The organism is Aliidiomarina soli, from assembly GCF_003986975.1.
GTDB classification, from domain to species: domain Bacteria; phylum Pseudomonadota; class Gammaproteobacteria; order Enterobacterales; family Alteromonadaceae; genus Aliidiomarina; species Aliidiomarina soli.
Genome location: NZ_PIPO01000006.1, coordinates 50,216 through 69,343, shown reverse-complemented (window position 1 = coordinate 69,343; position 19,128 = coordinate 50,216). Strand labels below are relative to the sequence as shown.

At 52.6% G+C, this 19,128-nt stretch carries 20 protein-coding genes; 1 reads left to right on the top strand and 19 read right to left on the bottom strand.

Going from position 1 to position 19,128, the window contains the following annotated elements; translation table 11 throughout:
• Nucleotides 1–11 precede the first annotated feature (11 nt).
• From flhA to murJ, 11 genes are all read right to left on the bottom strand, one after another.
• Complete coding sequence (gene flhA, locus CWE14_RS12755) at nt 12–2,111, bottom strand: flagellar biosynthesis protein FlhA (RefSeq protein ID WP_126799730.1); 2,100 nt, start codon at nt 2,109–2,111, stop codon at nt 12–14.
• A 103-nt stretch (nt 2,112–2,214) separates the two neighbouring features.
• Complete coding sequence (locus tag CWE14_RS12750; RefSeq protein WP_126799729.1) at nt 2,215–2,496, bottom strand: type IV pilus modification PilV family protein; 282 nt, start codon at nt 2,494–2,496, stop codon at nt 2,215–2,217.
• Nucleotides 2,456–2,974 (bottom strand): hypothetical protein, encoded by a 519-nt coding sequence (locus tag CWE14_RS12745; protein ID WP_126799728.1) that lies wholly within the window; start codon nt 2,972–2,974, stop codon nt 2,456–2,458. The genes CWE14_RS12750 and CWE14_RS12745 overlap by 41 nt, the downstream gene beginning before the upstream one ends.
• Nucleotides 2,949–3,455 carry a hypothetical protein gene (locus CWE14_RS12740; protein WP_126799727.1) on the bottom strand — a complete coding sequence of 169 codons (507 nt, stop codon included), beginning with the start codon at nt 3,453–3,455 and terminating at the stop codon, nt 2,949–2,951. The genes CWE14_RS12745 and CWE14_RS12740 overlap by 26 nt, the downstream gene beginning before the upstream one ends.
• Nucleotides 3,448–3,933 carry a GspH/FimT family pseudopilin gene (locus tag CWE14_RS12735; RefSeq protein WP_157981827.1) on the bottom strand — a complete coding sequence of 162 codons (486 nt, stop codon included), beginning with the start codon at nt 3,931–3,933 and terminating at the stop codon, nt 3,448–3,450. Before CWE14_RS12735 ends, CWE14_RS12740 begins: the two co-directional genes overlap by 8 nt.
• Before the next feature lie 138 nt (nt 3,934–4,071).
• The gene (ispH, locus tag CWE14_RS12730; protein WP_126799725.1) at nt 4,072–5,016 is read right to left on the bottom strand and encodes a 4-hydroxy-3-methylbut-2-enyl diphosphate reductase; all 945 of its coding nucleotides are present in this window, start codon (nt 5,014–5,016) and stop codon (nt 4,072–4,074) included.
• Nucleotides 5,013–5,459, bottom strand: coding sequence for an FKBP-type peptidyl-prolyl cis-trans isomerase (fkpB, locus tag CWE14_RS12725; RefSeq protein ID WP_126799724.1), 447 nt, complete (start codon nt 5,457–5,459; stop codon nt 5,013–5,015). Before fkpB ends, ispH begins: the two co-directional genes overlap by 4 nt.
• A 117-nt stretch (nt 5,460–5,576) precedes the next feature.
• The gene (gene lspA, locus CWE14_RS12720; RefSeq protein ID WP_126799723.1) at nt 5,577–6,080 is read right to left on the bottom strand and encodes a signal peptidase II; all 504 of its coding nucleotides are present in this window, start codon (nt 6,078–6,080) and stop codon (nt 5,577–5,579) included.
• On the bottom strand, nt 6,080–8,923 hold the full coding sequence (ileS, locus tag CWE14_RS12715; RefSeq protein ID WP_126799722.1) for an isoleucine--tRNA ligase: 2,844 nt from the start codon (nt 8,921–8,923) through the stop codon (nt 6,080–6,082). The genes lspA and ileS overlap by 1 nt, the downstream gene beginning before the upstream one ends.
• A gap of 85 nt (nt 8,924–9,008) precedes the next feature.
• On the bottom strand, nt 9,009–9,932 hold the full coding sequence (ribF, locus tag CWE14_RS12710) for a bifunctional riboflavin kinase/FAD synthetase (protein ID WP_126799721.1): 924 nt from the start codon (nt 9,930–9,932) through the stop codon (nt 9,009–9,011).
• Nucleotides 9,933–9,998: 66 nt separating this feature from the next.
• Nucleotides 9,999–11,516: a murein biosynthesis integral membrane protein MurJ gene (gene murJ, locus CWE14_RS12705; protein WP_126799898.1), complete on the bottom strand. Its 1,518-nt coding sequence runs from the start codon at nt 11,514–11,516 to the stop codon at nt 9,999–10,001.
• A 375-nt stretch (nt 11,517–11,891) separates the two neighbouring features.
• On the opposite strand from murJ, the gene rpsT reads away from it, so the two are divergent.
• Nucleotides 11,892–12,155, top strand: a complete 264-nt coding sequence (gene rpsT / locus CWE14_RS12700; RefSeq protein WP_126789173.1) for a 30S ribosomal protein S20 — start codon at nt 11,892–11,894, stop codon at nt 12,153–12,155.
• 85 nt (nt 12,156–12,240) lie between these two features.
• Here the strand turns inward: rpsT and CWE14_RS12695 are convergent, their stop codons facing one another.
• From CWE14_RS12695 to CWE14_RS12660, 8 genes are all read right to left on the bottom strand, one after another.
• The gene (locus tag CWE14_RS12695) at nt 12,241–12,663 is read right to left on the bottom strand and encodes a hypothetical protein (RefSeq protein WP_126799720.1); all 423 of its coding nucleotides are present in this window, start codon (nt 12,661–12,663) and stop codon (nt 12,241–12,243) included.
• Complete coding sequence (locus CWE14_RS12690) at nt 12,660–13,910, bottom strand: UPF0149 family protein (RefSeq protein WP_126799719.1); 1,251 nt, start codon at nt 13,908–13,910, stop codon at nt 12,660–12,662. The genes CWE14_RS12695 and CWE14_RS12690 overlap by 4 nt, the downstream gene beginning before the upstream one ends.
• 52 nt (nt 13,911–13,962) lie before the next feature.
• The gene (locus tag CWE14_RS12685) at nt 13,963–15,183 is read right to left on the bottom strand and encodes an acyl-CoA synthetase family protein (RefSeq protein ID WP_126799718.1); all 1,221 of its coding nucleotides are present in this window, start codon (nt 15,181–15,183) and stop codon (nt 13,963–13,965) included.
• A gap of 186 nt (nt 15,184–15,369) precedes the next feature.
• Nucleotides 15,370–15,690 carry a hypothetical protein gene (locus tag CWE14_RS12680; protein ID WP_126799717.1) on the bottom strand — a complete coding sequence of 107 codons (321 nt, stop codon included), beginning with the start codon at nt 15,688–15,690 and terminating at the stop codon, nt 15,370–15,372.
• A gap of 1 nt (nt 15,691) precedes the next feature.
• A complete protein-coding gene (gene fliS / locus CWE14_RS12675; RefSeq protein WP_126799716.1) occupies nt 15,692–16,120 on the bottom strand; it encodes a flagellar export chaperone FliS in 429 nt (142 codons plus the stop codon).
• Nucleotides 16,121–16,191: 71 nt separating this feature from the next.
• The gene (gene fliD, locus CWE14_RS12670) at nt 16,192–17,574 is read right to left on the bottom strand and encodes a flagellar filament capping protein FliD (RefSeq protein WP_126799715.1); all 1,383 of its coding nucleotides are present in this window, start codon (nt 17,572–17,574) and stop codon (nt 16,192–16,194) included.
• Between the two features lie 31 nt (nt 17,575–17,605).
• The gene (locus CWE14_RS12665) at nt 17,606–18,055 is read right to left on the bottom strand and encodes a flagellar protein FlaG (protein ID WP_126799714.1); all 450 of its coding nucleotides are present in this window, start codon (nt 18,053–18,055) and stop codon (nt 17,606–17,608) included.
• A 136-nt stretch (nt 18,056–18,191) separates the two neighbouring features.
• Nucleotides 18,192–19,034 carry a flagellin N-terminal helical domain-containing protein gene (locus CWE14_RS12660; RefSeq protein ID WP_126799713.1) on the bottom strand — a complete coding sequence of 281 codons (843 nt, stop codon included), beginning with the start codon at nt 19,032–19,034 and terminating at the stop codon, nt 18,192–18,194.
• Nucleotides 19,035–19,128 lie beyond the last annotated feature (94 nt).

The following is a 19,128-nucleotide window of genomic DNA, read 5'->3' as shown; positions in this document are numbered from 1 at the left end:
CCCCCAATCCACTACTGGCCGATCGAGCTCATGATGCGAATTTGCTTGTCGTCCGGGACTTCCTGGTACGACAACACATGCATGCCCGGGATGGTGTTGCGCACAAAACGCGACAACGTGTTTCGCAACACGCCGGATGTTAATAACACCGACGGCTGGCCGTTCATTTCCTGACGCTGATGCGCCTCTTGCAATGACTGCTGAATCTTCTCTGCCATCCCCGGCTCGATACCGGCACCTTCGTTGCCGGCGGCCTGCATGGACTGATGCAACATCTGTTCCAGCTCAGGCGCCAGGGTAATGACAGGCAGTTCTTCAATACCACCAGCCGCTTCCTGCACAATCAAGCGACGTAGCGCTATGCGCACCGCCGCGGTCAATACATCGGTATCCTGACTCTTGGCACCGTACTCAACCATGGTCTGAGCAATGGTTCGGAAATCCCGTACCGGGACCCCCTCGCTTAACAGGTTCTGCAGCACTTTAACCACCGCAGCCAGGTTCAGCGTATCCGGCACCAGGGCTTCAGACAGCTTCGGTGTCTGTTTACCCAGCATATCCAGCAGCTGTTGCCCTTCTTCATGGCCAAGCAACTGCGATGCGTTATTGGTCAGGATCTGGCTCAAATGGGTTGCAATCACGGTTGCCGAATCGACTACGGTGTAGCCCAGTGTCTGCGCGTGCTCACGATCTTCCCGTCGGATCCAAATCGCTTCCAGACCAAACGCCGGGTCAATAGTCTTCTCACCTTTTACTTCACCAAAGACCTGGCCTGGGTTGATTGCCATTTCCCATTCAGGGCGGATCTCAGCTTCACCAAAAGTGACCCCCATTAAAGTAATCCGGTATTGGTTCGGACCCAGATCGAGGTTGTCGCGAATATGCACTGCTGGCACCAGAAAACCGAGTTCCTGCGAGAGCTTTTTACGCACCCCTTTAATCCGCGCTAAAAGCTCACCACCCTGGCTTTTGTCGACCATAGGGATCAGTCGATAACCCACTTCCAGACCAATGGTGTCAACCTGATGCACGTCGTCCCAGCCAATTTCCTTCTGTTCGTGTGGAGTCGCGTCGCTGATCTGTTTCTGTTGAGCGACCAGCTCGCCAGATGCTTCTTCTTTCACCGTACGAATACGGAAATAGGCCATCGCAGCGAGGATTAATGCCATGCTTAAGAACGCGATATGCGGCATTCCAGGCACCACGCCCATAACAAAGAGAATGCCAGCAGAAATAATCAGGATCCGCGGGTTTGAAATAAGCTGCAGGCTCACCTGCTCGCTCATATCTTTGGAATCATTTTCCCGGGTGATTACGATCGCCGTGGCCACGGACAGCAACAACGCTGGTATCTGAGCCACCAGGCCATCACCGATACTTAACAGGGTGTAGACTTCTACCGCATCGCCGAAACTTAAACCATGCTGTGCCATACCAATGATAAAGCCGCCGATCAGGTTGATCATCAGGATCAAAATACCGGCAACCGCATCACCTTTAACAAATTTACTGGCACCGTCCATCGAACCGTAGAAATCGGCCTCGCGGGTGACATCCTGACGGCGCTGCTTGGCGTCTTCCTGGGTGATTAACCCCGAGTTAAGATCGGCGTCGATCGCCATCTGTTTACCGGGCATTGCATCCAGGGTAAAGCGAGCGGTCACTTCGGAAATACGCCCGGCACCCTTAGTAATAACAACAAAGTTGATGATGATAAGGATCGCGAAGACCACTAAACCAACCGTGTAGTTACCACCAATTACCACGCTACCAAAGGCTTCAATCACGTTACCGGCGGCATCCGCGCCTTCATGACCATTGAGCAGCACGACCCGGGTCGAGGCGATGTTCAATGCCAGTCGCAACAGCGTTGCAATCAGCAGAATCGTTGGAAACATAGCAAAGTCGAGCGGGCGCTTGGTGTAAACTGCGACCAGCAGTACGATCATCGACAATGTGATATTGAACGAAAACAGAGTATCCAGCAGAAAAGGGTGCATTGGCAAAATGACCATCGCCAGAACGGCGAGGACAAAGAGCGGTGTGCCTATTCCTTTAACGTGCTGTGAATTATTCTGATAAAAGCTTTTCAGCGCACCAAACTGCTGCATTCGATTAGCAACCTCAAAACTGCATGACTGAGCAGCTCAGTCAACAAGTTGAAACTTCAGGAAGTGTCAAGAAAGTGTCAACGTCCCCCATCCTATCTAACTACTATTCAATTATCAGGCCAGCTTGATCAGGGACGTCCTTTTCACATTGAAATAGCTCTACGCGCCTTGTGTAATAAGGCAAAGGTTGATCTAACTGACGTTGATTGAGCGTCTGATAGCGATCGGTCAGATCATCCAGCTGTGGGTACCAATGCAAAAATAATGTAAAAACTGCCAAAGTTCCGACGCCTGCGATACTGCTTGCAATGAGCACCTCGATTAGGCTGGTGCCGTTCTCTGCTCTAGCGCAGGCCTGGGCGCGTCCGGGGAAATACAGGATCATCAGGTAACTCCTCATTCGGCGGCGGGATAGTACTGTCCAGCGCCAGACTTGAAGCACTCGCATACCAGTAGGGTTGGCTGCAGCTCTGCGCCGGCCTCAATAGTAAGCGCTCACGTGCTACGTTATTCCGTCGGTCCGTTACCCGAACGGACCAACATTGGGTTGTGGTTGGGTAAGGGTGGGGACACTCGCCAGGCATAACCGTCCCGTCCAGTTCATTATTTTTATAACTGTCAGTTTCAAAACTGCCAAGCGACGAACCGCCCTGCCCCTCATTTAGCTGCTGTGCAAACTGATTGAATAAGGCTTCAACCTCGTGCTGACGCGCGATCCCAGCCTGCTGCAGATGAAGGTGCATAAACTGCCCCATCATTTGCTGACTGCTCAACGCCAGAGCAGCCAACGAAAAACTCAATAGCGCGAGCACAAACAGTAGGAGTGCAACACCGCGCTCAGTAGGAAACCGATAGCTGACCATCTATTCGCACCTGCCAGTTAAGTAAGTCATCACCGACCCGACCCGCGACTGATACAAATGCCTGGGGAGTTGGCTCCGCGGTATTCAGCGTAAAAACAAAGGACTCAATATAAGCATGAGCGGATTCATTTAAATTGGACCAGTAGCCATCGCTGCAACTTCTGTCTCCACCCCGCCATTGCAGATGCCCGTCACGTAAACGAAGGCCAAGCTCATCCCCCAGAAGAAGGCACTGTGTGGCAGCACTCCATTGCCAGTTTATTTGTCCTGCATCAACGGTGCGTCGCAACTCGCCATCCAGCCATCCGGCCAACTGATAAAAATGCTGAACCCGTCGGGCATGGGTGAGTCGCTGGTCGAGTTCGATCAGGGGTCGGCTGAACACCGGCACCCAGACCAACATAAAGACGGCGCTAATCAGCATCACCAGGCTGAGTTCGAGTAAACTCGCTCCCCGTTGCTGTCTGCGCTGCTTAAACACAGGCGGGTATTCCGCTCATGGCCGGCGACGAGCAACCTCGTATCCGGCCCAGCGCACTTACTACTATCGATATTTCCTGATCCTGCCTGCCCGCACGAAGTCTCAGCGTGCCCCCGTTTACGCTGCTAAATCCGCGTCCTGCGCTAAAACTAAAGATGCGCGGGTTGTGTTTGCTCGCTCTGAAATTAAATCCCTGGCGCAGTGTTCCTTTTGCCAATGCACAGTCGCTTTTGTTATCACCCTCAAACCAGGCACACCATTGGTCATTTTCAAAGTGAATATGACTGGTGCGTTGCTGCGCAATGGCCTGCTCGCGGGTTTCACTTATCTGCATGAGCAGAATTCCATGCAGTCGTCGCAGCATCAGGATATTAAAGCTTTGCTGTATCTGCGGAACCGTCACCGCCCCCAAAAGACTGATCAACGAAACCACCAGCATCAGTTCGAGTAAGCTGAATCCACGTTGTTTGCTGCGCATATCCATAGTCATTCCCCCGCGTGCCATACCGAGAGTATGAACCCAGGCTGTCCATTTGCCTGTCAGTTGCGCAATCACGCACAAAAAAGCCCGCCGTGGACGCAACACCAGGCGGGCTTTTTTAAATACATACTGAAATCAGGAAACCTGGGTAACCCTTAATTCGGGTGGAATTGAGAAGGTCACATTCTCTTCGCGACCGCTGCGTTCCTCGACTTCTCCACCACCCCACAGCTGCAAACGTTTCACCACGTTATGAACCAGAATATCCGGTGCAGATGCGCCTGCGGTGACACCCACATTGCGCACATTGGTAAACCAGTCTTGCTGCATGCTATTTTCGTCATCAATCAGATACGCCGGGGTGCCCATTTTCTCAGCCAGTTCGCGCAAACGATTCGAGTTGGAACTGTTGCGCGCACCGACCACCAGCATCACATCCACTTCGTCAGCCATCTCGCGAACCGCGTCCTGCCGATTCTGGGTGGCATAGCAGATGTCGTCTTTACGTGGCCCGTTAATCGATGGAAAACGAGCGCGCAAGGCATCAATCACATCTGCAGTATCATCCACCGACAGTGTAGTCTGGCTCATGTAGTGCAGATTTTCCGGGTCCTTGACGTCAAGTTCGGCAACGTCGGCGACCGATTCAACCAGGTAAATACCGCCTTCGTCGTTAAGATACTGGCCCATGGTCCCTTCTACTTCGGGGTGTCCGGCGTGCCCAATCAGCACACACTCATGACCTCTGCGACTGGCGCGGGTGACTTCCATATGCACTTTGGTGACCAGCGGGCAGGTTGCATCAAAGACTTTCAAACCCCGGTTCTGAGCCGCCTGACGGACAGCTTTTGAAACCCCGTGCGCAGAAAAGATAACGATACTATCGTCTGGCACCTGATCCAGCTCTTCAACAAACACTGCTCCACGGTCCCGCAATCCATCCACCACATATTTGTTGTGGACCACTTCATGGCGCACATAAATAGGCGGCGAGAACATCGCCAACGCCTGCTCGACAATGGTGATCGCACGGTCAACACCGGCACAAAAGCCGCGCGGGTTAGCCAGGATTACGTTCATGCGTCCTCCACACTCAAAATTTCAACCGCAAAGATAATACGCTGACCGGCCAGTGGATGGTTAAAATCGATGGTCACGGTATTACCTTCGACGTTACGCACTATGCCGGGGACTTCTCGCCCGTCAGGCTGGTTAAAGGCAATAATAGAGCCCACTTCCGCCGGCGCATCATCACTGAACTTAGACTTATCAAGATGGTAAATGTTCTCATCGATCGGCACGCCGAAGGCTTCTTCAGGTTCTAAAGTGAATTCGCGCTCGTCACCAGCTTTTAACCCCAACAGGTGTTTCTCAAAATTGGGGGTCAGGTTTCCGTCGCCGACCCGGAAGCGCGCGGGCTTTCCGTGCACTTTCGAACTATCCGCCGCACTGCCGTCTTCCAGCTTAATCGAAAAATGCATCACTACCCGGCTATTCTCACCGATGACCGCTAACTCACTCATATCTACCTCTTCGTTTTCAACCATCGAGCGCGGGGCTTGAATGTTGAATCGGCCCGCTCTATGGGGACCAATTCAATGATCAAGCCCCGCGCTTGATCATTGAATTCACGTTTGCGATTATCGATTTCGAAAGCCGTCCCAAATCATCAGGGCAGCGCCAATGACAATCGCGCTGTCAGCTACGTTAAATGCAGGCCAGTGATGGCTACTGTCGCCCAGACGAATATAGAGATCTAGAAAATCTACCACGTACCCATGCTGCAACCGATCCAGAACGTTACCCAGCGCGCCACCAATAACCAGCGCGAATGCCCAGTTTAAACGCCATTCCTGACGCGACTGACGACGCATCCAGAAAGCCAACACCGCCGATATAACCACCGCCAGCAGGGTAAAAAACCAACGCTGCCAGCCACCGGCATCACTTAAAAAGCTAAATGCGGCACCGTAATTTTGTGCATGCACAATGTCAAAAAACGGCAGCACGTTGATTCGTTCATACAGACTCAAGGTCGCCAGAATTGCCTGCTTGGTAAGCTGATCAAGAACAATAATCAGCAATGGCACCCACATCAGGCGCCAGCCACTGTCCTGCCAACGCGCTGGCCGTTGTGTTTTCATCAGGCGAAACTCCGTTGCTCACCGTCGCCATCCACGTTGGTGACACAGCGCTGACATAGCTCAGGATGCTCTTTGATAGTGCCAACCTCTTCACGGTGATGCCAGCAGCGAGCACATTTGGTATGCGGTGATTTCAGGACCACCACTTTAAGCCCCTCAACGTCGGTGGCAATGGCATCATCTGGGATCTGACTCAACGGCGCTGTGTCAGCGTGCGACGTCAGCAACACAAAACGTAGCTCGTCTTTAAGTTTAGCCAACAGCGCTTCCAGCTCGTCACTGACATAGAGCATAACGTTGGCTTGCAGCGAGCCACCAATACGGTCGTCACGGCGTGCCTGCTCAAGTGCCCGGTTGACTTCACCGCGCACCACCAACAGTTGTTGCCAATCGCTGTCACTCAGCTGACTCTCAACATCCAGCTGTGGCCATGCCTGATACCACTCCGCCGTAAACACATAAGTCTGACGCTCCTCAACTTCAGGCATCAGTTCCCAGATTTCCTGTGCGGTAAAACTGGTAATAGGCGCCATCCAGCGCACCAGCGCTTCGACAATATGCCACAGCGCGGTCTGGCACGAGCGTTGTGCAACACTGTCTTGTTTCGCCGTGTACTGGCGGTCTTTAATAATATCCAGATAGAAACTACCAAGTTCAATCGAGCAGAAGTGCATCAGTTTTTGGGTCACACTAAGGAACTGATAGTTGTCGTAGGCATCGATAATTTCACTTTGCAGTGTCCGCGCCCGGCCGACAATCCAGCGATCCAGCTCAACCATATCTTCAGTCGCTACCGCATGCTCTGCCGGGACGAAGCCATTCAGGTTAGAAAGCAGAAAACGCGCGGTGTTACGAATACGGCGATAGGCATCGGCTGAGCGTTTAAGGATTTCGTCTGACACTGTCATTTCAGCGGTATAGTCCGTTGAAGCAACCCACAAACGCAGAATGTCACCACCCAGTTTGTTCATTACTTCCTGCGGTGAAACCACGTTGCCAAGCGACTTGGACATCTTGCGTCCATCCTGATCAACGGTAAACCCGTGGGTCAGTACATGGCGGTACGGGGCCTTCCCTTTGGTCGCAACGCCAGTCATCAGCGAGGACTGGAACCAGCCGCGGTGTTGATCCGAGCCTTCCAGATACAGATCCGCCGGCCAAGCCAGCTGTTCCTGCTGATCAAGCACACAATAATGAGTGACCCCGGAATCAAACCAGACATCCATGGTGTCGGTCAGTTTGCGATACTGTTCTGCTTCATCGCCCAGGAGTTCTGCGGTATCCAAATCAAACCACGCCTGAATACCGGCCTGTTCAATTTTACCTGCGACCTGTTCCAGCAACTCAAGCGTGCGCGGATGCAGTTCGTCGGTTTCGCGATGAACAAATAAAGTAAGCGGCGTGCCCCAGGTGCGCTGACGCGAAATACACCAGTCAGGACGCCCTTCTACCATGCTGGCGATGCGGTTTTCGCCCCACTCAGGGACCCAGCGAACCTCTTTGATCTGTTCCAGCGCATCGCGGCGCAAGTTTTCTTTTTCCATGCTGATAAACCATTGCGGTGTAGCACGGAAAATAATTGGAGTTTTATGCCGCCAGCAATGCGGGTAGCTGTGCGGATAGGCTTCGTGGTGCGCCAGGTTGCCTGCATCTTTAATTGCTTCGGTAATGACATCGTTGGCTTTAAATACGTGCTGACCGGCAAACATCGGGGTGTCATCTTTATACACACCACGGTCATTAACCGGATTATACACCTCAAGGCCGTACTGCTTACCAACCAGGTAGTCATCAACACCGTGCCCGGGGGCTGTATGTACACAACCGGTTCCTGATTCGGTGGTAACGTGGTCGCCCAGAATCAGCAGAATATCACGCTCAAACAGCGGGTGATTCACTGTCATTTTTTCCAGCGCCGCGCCCTTGCAGAAGCCAAGCTTATGATATTTATCGATACCATACCGAGCCATCGCATCGGTTACCAGATCAGACGCCATGATCAGACGTTCGACTGGTTTATCACCATTCCCTGCTTCAACCTGGACCAGGGCATACTCCAGATCACCGGCTAAGGTGATCGCCTGCGAGGCCGGAATTGTCCACGGGGTCGTGGTCCAGATGACCACGCTAACCGGGCCGCTGCCTTCGTGCCCTTCCGGGTGTTCAAAAGCCGCCACCAGTTCAGCTTCGTTCTGGGCCGGGTATTTAACGTCAATCGCCGGAGACGTTTTGTCTTTATACTCAACCTCAGCTTCCGCCAGCGCCGAACCACAATCGGTACACCAGTGCACCGGCTTAAAGCCTTGTTGCAGATGGCCACGCTCGATCACTTTACCCAGCGCGCGAACAGTATTGGCTTCCTGTTCGAAAGCCATCGTCATATAGGGCTGGTCCCACTGACCAAGAACACCCAGACGTTTAAAGTCTTCACGCTGCCCCTGGATCTGGCTGAGGGCAAATTCACGGCATTTTTCACGGAACTCTGCATCGGTTAATTTAACGCCCGGCTTGCCATGCTTTTTCTCAACCACCAGTTCAATCGGTAAACCATGGCAGTCCCAGCCTGGAACGTAAGGGGCGTCAAAACCACTTAAGGTCTTCGACTTCACCACTACATCTTTAAGGATTTTATTGACCGCATGGCCAATGTGGATCTGACCGTTAGCGTACGGAGGGCCGTCGTGCAGAATAAACTTGTCGCGACCTGCACGCGCATTGCGGATCTCGCCATACAGATCGGCGGCGTACCATTGCTCAAGCATTTTCGGTTCGCGTTGCGCCAGGTTGCCGCGCATAGGAAACGGCGTTTCAGGTAAGTTTAACGTGTGCTTATAGTCGCTCATGCCTTTCTAATTTCCGTCGCTTTATGAATTATTACCCGAATTCAAGATTCAAGCCCCGCGCTTGAATCTTGAATTCATGACTGACCTAGCGGTTTGCGTAGGCCTGAGCCTGCATTACATCCAGGTGAATTTGTTGTTTTAGCTCTTCCAACGAAGCAAACTTCACTTCGTCGCGAATTTTGTGCAAAGGGGTGACGACCATCTCTTCACCATACAGGTCGCCGGCGAAGTTAAACAGGTGCGCCTCAAGCTGGACACCCTGGCCATTGACCGTAGGCCGCCGGCCAATATTGGCAACCCCGTTGTAGCGTTTGCCTGCTACTTCGACCTGAACCACAAACACCCCCTGCAAGGGTGAACGCAATCGCTTCAGTGGAACATTCGCGGTCGGAAAACCAATGGTTCGCCCTTTCTTTGCGCCATGGCTTACTTTGCCGCGCAGAGTAAAAGGTCGGCCAAGCATCTCCTCGGCATCGGCAAAATGGCCCTGCTCCAGTGCTTCTCGGATTAACGTCGAGGAAACACGTTGGGTATCATGGCGATAGCTTTGGGTGTCAACCACCGCAAAGTTATACTGCTCACCCATTGCTTGCAACAGCGCGAAATCACCAGCGCGGTCTTTACCAAAACGAAAATCATCACCCACCACAACCAGCTTAACGCCGAGTTTATCGACCAGCGTGGTTTTTACAAAGGTTTCTGCAGCCTGGCTGGCAAATTTTTGATTGAACGGAGTACACAGCATGCGCTGGATACCCTGACTTTTCAGTAACTGATACTTCTCGCGCCAGGTGGTCAGCCGTGCCGGAGCAATTTCCGGGCGAAAGAATTCAAGCGGCTGCGGCTCAAAGGTCATCACTACCGCCGGTAGCTGTAATTCAGCCGCACGGGCTCGCACCCGCTGCAGCACCGCCTGATGCCCGAGGTGAACGCCGTCAAAATTACCAATGGTGAGAACACAGTGGCGATGGGACGGAGTAATTGTGTGTAAACCGCGAATAAGTTCCATAAGCGCTCGATTATACCCCAAACCCCGCCTAGGTTTCACCCACAATTCAACTCGTTTATTGAATGCTTAGTGAGGCGTGCGCAGGTGGCGCAGGCGGCCGCCGAGGAGCAGGAAGCTGGCGCCGTAGACCAGGCCACCAGCGCCGATCAGGCCCCCAAGCCAGAGGCTGCGGAGCAGATTACCCTGCTCCAGCCAGCTTGTGATTGGCGGCGACAAGATTAGGATCACGGCCACCATGGCCAGTGTCGCAGCGATAATTCGGGCAAAAAACACTAAGGTGGCCCTTGGTAACGCCAGCACTCCTTCGCGGTACAACACGCCCGCCAGCAACAAGGCATTTACGGTTCCAGACAACGCAGTGGCGATGGCCAAGCCAACATAACCAAAAGGAATCGCAAAAATCACGTTGAATACCATGTTCGCTGCCATCGCGATAATGCCGTACTTCACCGGCCGTTTGGTGTCCTGGCGCGAAAAGAACCCGGTTGCCAGTACTTTAACCAGCATAAAGCTCAGCAAACCTGCACCGTATGCCATCAGACTATAGGATGCCATCCGCGAATCATCGACGCTAAATTCACCGCGCATAAAAAGCACCATCAGCATCGGTTGAGCCAGCACAATGAGTCCTGCCATCGCCGGTAAACCCAGCATACTGACCGCGCGCACTCCCCAGTCCAGAGTTTCGCGAAAATGCGCCAGTGACTGGTCTACGTGCCGCGCTGATAGTGCCGGTAAAATAACCGTGGCGATGGCGATGCCGAACAGCCCGAGCGGGAACTCAAGTAAACGGTCGGCATAATAGAGCCAGCTGATCGAGCCGGTCATCAGGAAGGAGGCAATCAGAGTATCAAAGAGTAAGTTTATCTGACTGACTGACACCCCAAAAATTGCGGGTAGCATCAACAGCCGGATACGTTTGACCCCAGGGTCGTTCCAGCCCCAGCGTGGGCGGACCAGAAAACCGGCGCGCTTTAAGAACGGCAGTTGAAACAAAAACTGCACCAGACCACCAGCAAAGACGCCAATGGCTAACCCAATCTCCGGCTGTGCCAGGTTCGGAGCCAGCCACCAGGCCGCGGCAATAATAGCCACGTTGAGAAAAACCGGGGTAAAGGCCGCCACCGCAAACTTACCTATGGTATTCAGAATCGCACCGGCTAACGCGGTGAAAGTAATAAACCACAAATAAGGAAAGGTAATTTTTAACAACAGGCTGGCAAGCTCAAACTTTTCAGCGTGCGGCCCGCCCTGCCAGTAATCAAGAAACCAGCCGAAGCCAAACATCGCAGCCACCACTGGCGAGCCGATCACCGCCAGTATGGTCACCACAGTAATAATGGTGCCCAGGGTGCCTGCGACCCGGGCGATCAGCAGCCGCGTTTCATCCAGCGACCTTCCGCGGTGATATTCCGTTAATACCGGTACAAACGCCTGTGCGAAGGCGCCTTCGGCGAACAGACGGCGCAAAAAATTGGGAATTTTATTGGCAAAGAAAAATACGTCCGCCGCCTGACCAGCCCCTATCAGAGCGGCAATCACAATATCCCGTACCAAGCCGAGGACCCGTGAAATAAGGGTCATCGCGCTGACCACCAGCCCGGAACGAACCAGACGGGGTGACTGCTTTGGAGTATCCACCTGCCCCTGAGGTTCAGACGGGGTCGACGGTGAGGGTTCAGTTGTGCTCAAGGCAACGTCCTGCGCTGTTAATCCGAATACAGGCTATAGTACGGGATAGCAAAACGCAGGCATAGACCCTAAAACGCAAAAGCCACGTTCAGATACTAACCAAATAACTGTTGCCCTCAGGCCAGCAGGTCGGTAGAATACGCGCACAAATTTTATCAATGTCATTCACAATGGATTGACTTTTAGGTCCGAATTCGGGTATAGTCCGCGGCCTTAAACGTTAAGACAGCAATGTCAGACACAGCTTACAGAATTTAGGAGTTTACCTTGGCTAACATCAAGTCTGCTAAGAAACGTGCGGTACAATCCGAGAAACGTCGTCAGCACAACGCGAGCCGTCGTTCAATGATGCGCACGTACATGAAAAAAGTTAACGCAGCTATCGCTGCTGGCGACCAGGAAAAAGCATCAAACGCATACGCAGAATTGACGCCAATCCTTGATCGTTACGCGAGCAAAGGCCTGATTCACAAAAACAAAGCGTCTCGCCATAAGAGCCGCCTGAACACACAAATTAAAGCATTAGCTTAATTCGTGTTGTTTAAGTGAATCGCGCCACGCGCAGATCAAAAAACCGGCTACTCGCCGGTTTTTTTGTATCTGGATTTTGCCGAGCCTACAAACCAAGCCCTTCTTTCTCCGCCCAGTTGCGCAATGCGCGTTCCTGCGCTGTCGTCACTAGCTGTCGCCAGGCAGCCAGTTTGCCAATTGAATTCAGGTAGTGAATACCAGCCCGGACCGCCGCTTGCGCTGTACAGTCCTGCGTAGTCTGAGCGAATTCAGCCTGCTCCTGCTCACTCAGTTGACGTTCAACCAGCAAGCCCATCAGCTCAAATTCATTGAGCAAGTCATCCTGTGCCGGCACGCGTACGTACTTAGTCGCATCATCCAGATCCGCAGGGATCTCGTCGCCATCATTGAGCTCAATATTATCGATGTGAATAGCGCCATTGGCACGTTCTATAAATGCATTCACATCCAGCCCCGAGCCTTTCGCTGACACCAGCATGTAGGCAAGTTCTAACTCTGAATAGGTCAACGGTCAAACCCCTCAAAAAAGTCCTGCAACGAATCGTCATCCAGGGTCAGCTCGTCACTGCTCTGCTGAGTTTCCTCGAAGGCGCGCTGCAACATTAGCTGCATAATCATATGGTAGTCACTGTGCGCCAGCGCCTGGTACTGCTCCGGCAGAGGCTTGTCGGCGACAATGGCATGCAGGAACTCAAGCAGTTCCTGAGTCGCATCCGCCTTTTCCGTGCTCAGGCGGTCACTTTCCGTCCACAAGCTAAAGCCAGACAGGAAACCACCCGCCCACGGCACTAAACTGTTGAGGTTCTCGACCGCCACGGATTCATAATAAGGGGCAGCTTCGCCGGCTAGCAGCGAGTCTTTTACTTCCGAGTAGTAGGTGGTCAGCTGATCAACGCTCTCTTCGCAGATGTCCTCGCTGATATCTGCCAGCGTTTCGTCCTGCAACAGGGCCAGCCATAACGACCGGGCGACTGGCGTTGGGCTCAGTGCCAGCGCATAGAGCAAGCCATCGAGCTCCGCCATGGTACGTAATCCGCTCCCCTGGCGTCGCTGAAACTTCGTTTCCAGTGCCTGCCGGATCTCATCCAGTTCTTTGGTATGCATAAACTGCTCAAGGCCAGCTTCAAATGCAGTTTCCGGGGTTAATAACGCCTCTTCAACGGCGGCGGCGCTGGCATACTCAGCACTTGTCACCAACTCTTGTTGATAAGCACGTTGAATAAGTGGAAGCAGCTCTTCGGCCTGCATACTGACACAGGTTTCAACCAGTACCCCATTTACCTCTGCCGGATTAGCCGTAAAGTCCTGCAGCCGGGCACCGACCACTTTGGCCACGCGACCATAGTATTCCGGGTGCAACGCTGCATACTGCTGCAACAACCAGGCAGCAAAGACACGCCGCTCATCGCTGTGCTCGCTATTTCCCATCAGCGCATCAAGCAAGCCAATTAACGGCGCGTCACAGTATGGCAGCGCATAACTGACGATGTACTCTTGTTGCGCATGCAATAAACCTTCATCCGCAGCCCCTAACGCCCGGGCGAACAAACTGTCATCGTGGCATTGCAGCAACGCCAGCAGTGCATGGGTCGCGGCCAGGGGATGCTGGATAAAATAATCCGTCCCGATCAGCTCCACAGCTGCGTCAATGTCCTCAGAGCCAAGCTCATAATCGGGCAATTGATGACTATCGAAAGTATCCGGCTCTGCCAGTTGTGAAAAGCGCTCAAGCAGCTGCGCCGTACTGTGGGACATTAAGGACACTCCGGGATTAATGGAAAGCTGATAGTTTAAGAAAAATTAACACTTAATGGAAATAGTAACGTGCCGGCCGCTGCCAGGGTTCCAGACATTCCCGGCAATGTTCCTGCAACGTCCGTTTAAATAGTTTACGTTCCGCGACAGTCCGTTGTGATGGTGCCAGTACGTCCACCCGCACCAGTTCACCAAGCACCGGGTTAGGCATACTCGATGCCTGTACGTCAGCCACGCCAACCACCTGCAACAACGCTTGCTCAACCACTTCCGGCTGCACGCCGCGGCCGCCTACCATGAGTTGGTTGTCTTGATGGCCCAGTAAAAATACCCGTTGATCCTGTTTAACCGCGAGGTAGCCGGTATGGATTGTGGCGCCGCTGCCGGTAAAGCGAATATCCAGCTGGGCGTCATTGATTTCGAGCTTCAGGCCATCGTCGTTGGCGGCAAAAAGTGAGACCGGCAGCCCTGGTTCACGGTCATCAATCAGCCAGCTCACCCCTGCCCCGGTGTTCGAGAAGCTGTGCGCCAGCATGGCATCCGGGAATAAATTCTCCAACCGCTGCAACGTCGCCGCATCAACGATACCACCATTGACTAAAGCAAAGTGCAGTGCCAGTCGAGTGATTTCTTCCGACGCGGTCAGGTTACGCCATAAGCGAGGCGGCGCCGCTATTGCGTTGACTTCAGCATGAATAAACATATCAGCCAACGCATTTAATGTGTCCGCTTGTGCCAGCACGATGTCTTCACCATGCCTTAGCGCCCGTAACCACACCAGAAGCCCGGCCAGCTCGGCCGGTTCCTGCATGACGCCCCAGCGCAGTGGATGCTGCATGGAGTCTTGCTGTACCAGGTCATTGTTCGCCAGTTCATCCAGCGAATAGCTAATCACGTCACCGTGCTCGTCCAGCAGTCCCCACTGGGTCACCACTGGCAGATTGTCGCTGCTATAGTCGTTCAGGTCGCGCAGCTGCCCGCGCTCGGAAATATGGAAATGACAGCCTTTCGGAACTGCGTGATCAACTGGCAGCAAAATCAATTCAGCGACGAAACCATCCAGAGCCACCATGTGCACTAACGCGTCAGCCGACGCGGTCAGGGTGAGCGCCAGACGCGAGCCTGCGACGGCTGCATACTGATTGCGCAAGGCTTTAGCCTGTTTGGCCACAGCCTTGAAAGTCTGGGTGCTTTGGACGTTGGGGCCGTAATTGTGGACCCGCGGTTGCTTAGAGTCGGTAAACTGAGAAAGGTAGCCTAATAAGGTGCTCATGATATCCGCTAATCCTGGCGCTGGGCCTTATCCGTTGATCGTTTTACGTAGCTTGCTAGCGCAAACACTAGTAACGAAATACTACCTGTTTGCAATGGCCAGGTACATAGCCAGCCGCTTCAGTTTTCAGATTGTTTACGGGTCTTCAGGCTGTGTTAGAAGTGGTTCGATCAAAAAGCGCGCAGGCTAGTAAGCTTTGCGCGCTTTTTTTGATGTATTCAGGGTAATTAAACGCTCTTTGACGTCACTTTGTTCAGCCTGACAACGCTGTAACAACGTCTTGGTGTTCTGGTAAGCCTGACGAAAATACGGTTGATAAACATCCAGCGCAACCTCGTCATTGTCTAATGCTGCCCCCATTTTCTGATGCAGCGTCTCGCGCTTTTCCAGTACCGCACTTAACGCATCATCATCCAGCTCTTCGGCATCGGCAAGTTGCTTTAACTCAGCTTCCAACGCTTCCGCCTGAGCCAGTAAGTCGGTTGGTTCCGGCAAACTCTCGCTCAAGTTATCCACCTACAGCCATCTGATCACGCTGAGCAAAGGCCTGGTTGCGGGCCTCAACCGGAATAGCATCCCAGCCTTCTTTCAGGTTGCGCATCACTAACAGACAGTTATCCACGGCCTCAAGCTTGTTCTCGCCCATGGCCTCGATGATCTGACGCTTCATGTAGTCATACAAATCAAACATGTTATTGACCACTTCACTGTCAACGGTCATATCCAGACCTTCCTGCAGTGCACTTACAATTGACAGCGCCTTAGTCAGGTTTTCCGATTTGGTCTCAAGGTCTTTCCGCTCCATTGCGCCTTTGCTGATAGCGAGCTTTTGCAACGCCCCATTCATCAACATTTGAATCAGCTGATACGGGTCCGCTGTTGTCGCCTGATCGCGACCACCAACGCTTTGATACGCATTCACACCTTTCTTATACATAACAATACCTTTTCGGTTTTACTATCTGTTACTCAAAGTATCGGCGCCAGGCGCCGATACTTTATCGCTATTTAGCCGCCGCCGCCCCACTGGGTCAGAAAGTTCAGACTAGAGGACATCCGTGCAATGTTCTGATCAAGCGAGCCAAAACGCTGGCGCAGGTTGGATTCATACTGCTCCATATAGCGCTCGAATTGCTCACGTTCGTTGTCGACCATTTTCTTCTGACTTTCGTAGACGTTGGTACGACCATCAAGTAACCCCTGCGACTGGGTATACTCGCGGGTAACCTCACGCAATTGAGTAGCGATACCGTTCTCACCGGAAAGCAACTCAACCATGCCGTCAAAGTTCTGCGACAATGCTTGGTCGAAACGCTGAGTACCGGTACCACCGCCAATATTACGCGGGTCAAACTCAATCTTACCATCGTTGTCAGTTACAATACCCATTTGATAAAGGCTATTGAAATCACCGCCGCCCTCGATTGGGGTGGAGATAATCGACGCCATACGACTACGAATCGAGCGCACCATAGAGTCACCGATTAACGGACCGCTCTTGCCCTCAGGCACATACTCAGTCAGCTTGGCAATTTCATCGACCAGACCGTTATACGCCGATACGAAATCATCCACCATTTCGCGAATACTTTCTTCGTCCACCTCTACCGTTAGCTTGGGTGCGTCATCCACACCTGTTTCACGCTCCGCGGTAATAGAGACCCCTTCAATGGCGTTGTCAAAAGTATTCGAGTCGCTGCGCACTTCAATTCCGTCAACGGTCATGATCGCGCCTTGCGCTGCCTTACGCTCAGTCAGGTTGGCATCGGTTAAACCATCCAGGCCACCGACGCCGTTGGCCGTAACCGACAAATCATTACCATCGCCAGTAACGGTAGAATCAAACACCAGAAAGCTCTCGGTACCTGTATTAATAACACTGGCAGTGACACCAAAATTGTTGTCTGAGCGATTTATCGCATTCGCAATATCACTCAGGCTGGCGCCGTCTTCAACATCGACATCAAAGGTATTATCGCCACCGGCACTGAAGGTAAGCGAGCCCGCGCCCGTTGCCTGTGGATCCGTCGAGTTGGCAAACGATGCTGATTGCATCCGTGACCCTGACGCCACCTGATTTATCTGGATATTGTAATTACTGGTCGCAGCACGTTGGTTCGCGTTGGCGGTAAAGAACGGGTTGTCTTCATCCTGACCCTTGATGGTTGCCGTGCGTGCCGTTAGGTCGCGTTCACGACTTAAGCTATCCAATGAGTTAACCAGTTCGGTCATTGAGCTTTTCAGCTTACCCACTGCAGAAATATTACTATCTGCGGCTTTGCTACGTTCAACCAGACGCGATTCCTTGCTCTGACGCTCTATCTGCACTAACTGACGAACCATGCCGTCCAGGTCAATCCCTGAACCTACACCTAATGATGTCATTGCCATGGGAAAATCTCCCTTTTATATTTCAAATACATTAAACCAGGCTATCGACTAGAAAGCCTGTCGCGCTGTCAATTTCAGGTTGGGTACTTTGCCCCTGACTGGCACTAAGTTCCCGCACCCGCTCTGCTAAGCGCACAATTTCTTCAGACGGAATCTGCCTTACGGTTTCACCCGTATTGCGGTCAATCACCGTAATCACGGTTTCGTCAATGTCTTTGTTCACCGAAAACTGCAGTTCTCTATTCAAAGTTTGCGCCACTTCGACAAATTGTTCTGCTGTTTTTAACAATTCGTCCTGACTCATTTCACGCTGCTCTGAATTTTCTGTGCGCTGCTCCCGAATGGCCTCGCGTACGCTGTCTATCGTACGCGGATTCAATTCGTTCGCTTCCTGCGCCTGTGTCTGCTGCGCCTGAGTCCGGTTTTGCTCACTGCTGTCTATACGTGGCAGTGAGTCTGAATTCATCGATTCTATACTCATAACCTACTCTCCAACCTACCTTTTTTTGCTACCTGTACAGCTTATTCAGGTATGCCCCTATATAACTATCGGCCAGTTCACCGTTTTACTTTAACCCTAAAGTCTATTTTTTCACCAGCCTGGTCTGCTATCCACACTACCCTAAAAGTGACAAAACCAACGATGGACTCTGGTTTGCCTGGCCGAGGATGGCAATAGTTGCCTGTTGCATGATCTGAAAGCGGACAAGTTTTGCCGTTTCTGCGGCAAAATCCGTATCCATAATCCGCGACCGGGCAGCACTGACGTTCTCTACTACATTGCTTAAGTTCGCAACCGTTGACTGCATCCGGTTCTGTTTCGCCCCAAGACCAGAACGTGAGCGGCCAAGGTCTCGAATGGCGTTATCCAGTGACTGCAGCATATCCTCGGCCGACAGTCCTGACCCTTCGCGCACGTCAACTTCAGTCTGGGTAATAGCCAGATCCGTGGTGCTTGCGCCAGCAATAGTCAGGCTAATCCGCTCAGCCGCATGCCCAGTTGAACCGACTAAAAAATTCAGTCCGTCGGTGGCAAGACTGCCGTCCAGCAGTTTTCGTCCGGAAAACGCCGTGGTCTCTGCGATGCGATCCACTTCTGTCTGTAAAGCGGTAATCTCACGCTGAATCGCCACTTTGTCTTCCGCGGCGTTGATGCCGTTGTCTGACTGAATAACCAGTTCGCGCATGCGTTGTAGCATGTTGCCGACTTCCTGCATCGCCCCTTCTGCTACCTGCGCCACCGAAATACCGTCATTGGCATTGCGAACTGCCTGGTTCAAACCAGTTATCTGCGACGTCATCCGGGTGCTTATTTGCAATCCGGCTGCGTCATCGGCCGCACTATTGATCCGAAAACCCGATGACAAACGCTGGAACGTCTGGTTTAACCCAAACGACGACGTCATTAGCTGACGCTGCGCGGTCAATGACGCAATATTGGTATTTACATAGAGTGCCATACGACACCTCAATAAACGGGCAAAGCCCGATCTACAACCTGTTTAGCCCGCAAAACATGACACGGACTACCCCACCTCAGTTAGTTATCGGCTG

Coding starts and splice junctions, on each gene's coding strand:
- flhA (WP_126799730.1), bottom strand. CDS start 2,111: ATGCAGCAGTTTGGTGCGCTGAAAAGCTTTTATCAGAATAATTCACAG.
- CWE14_RS12750 (WP_126799729.1), bottom strand. CDS start 2,496: ATGATCCTGTATTTCCCCGGACGCGCCCAGGCCTGCGCTAGAGCAGAG.
- CWE14_RS12745 (WP_126799728.1), bottom strand. CDS start 2,974: ATGGTCAGCTATCGGTTTCCTACTGAGCGCGGTGTTGCACTCCTACTG.
- CWE14_RS12735 (WP_157981827.1), bottom strand. CDS start 3,933: ATGCGCAGCAAACAACGTGGATTCAGCTTACTCGAACTGATGCTGGTG.
- ispH (WP_126799725.1), bottom strand. CDS start 5,016: ATGAACGTAATCCTGGCTAACCCGCGCGGCTTTTGTGCCGGTGTTGAC.
- fkpB (WP_126799724.1), bottom strand. CDS start 5,459: ATGAGTGAGTTAGCGGTCATCGGTGAGAATAGCCGGGTAGTGATGCAT.
- lspA (WP_126799723.1), bottom strand. CDS start 6,080: ATGAAAACACAACGGCCAGCGCGTTGGCAGGACAGTGGCTGGCGCCTG.
- ileS (WP_126799722.1), bottom strand. CDS start 8,923: ATGAGCGACTATAAGCACACGTTAAACTTACCTGAAACGCCGTTTCCT.
- ribF (WP_126799721.1), bottom strand. CDS start 9,932: ATGGAACTTATTCGCGGTTTACACACAATTACTCCGTCCCATCGCCAC.
- murJ (WP_126799898.1), bottom strand. CDS start 11,516: ATGACCCTTATTTCACGGGTCCTCGGCTTGGTACGGGATATTGTGATT.
- CWE14_RS12690 (WP_126799719.1), bottom strand. CDS start 13,910: ATGTCCCACAGTACGGCGCAGCTGCTTGAGCGCTTTTCACAACTGGCA.
- CWE14_RS12685 (WP_126799718.1), bottom strand. CDS start 15,183: ATGAGCACCTTATTAGGCTACCTTTCTCAGTTTACCGACTCTAAGCAA.
- fliS (WP_126799716.1), bottom strand. CDS start 16,120: ATGTATAAGAAAGGTGTGAATGCGTATCAAAGCGTTGGTGGTCGCGAT.
- fliD (WP_126799715.1), bottom strand. CDS start 17,574: ATGGCAATGACATCATTAGGTGTAGGTTCAGGGATTGACCTGGACGGC.
- CWE14_RS12665 (WP_126799714.1), bottom strand. CDS start 18,055: ATGAGTATAGAATCGATGAATTCAGACTCACTGCCACGTATAGACAGC.
- CWE14_RS12660 (WP_126799713.1), bottom strand. CDS start 19,034: ATGGCACTCTATGTAAATACCAATATTGCGTCATTGACCGCGCAGCGT.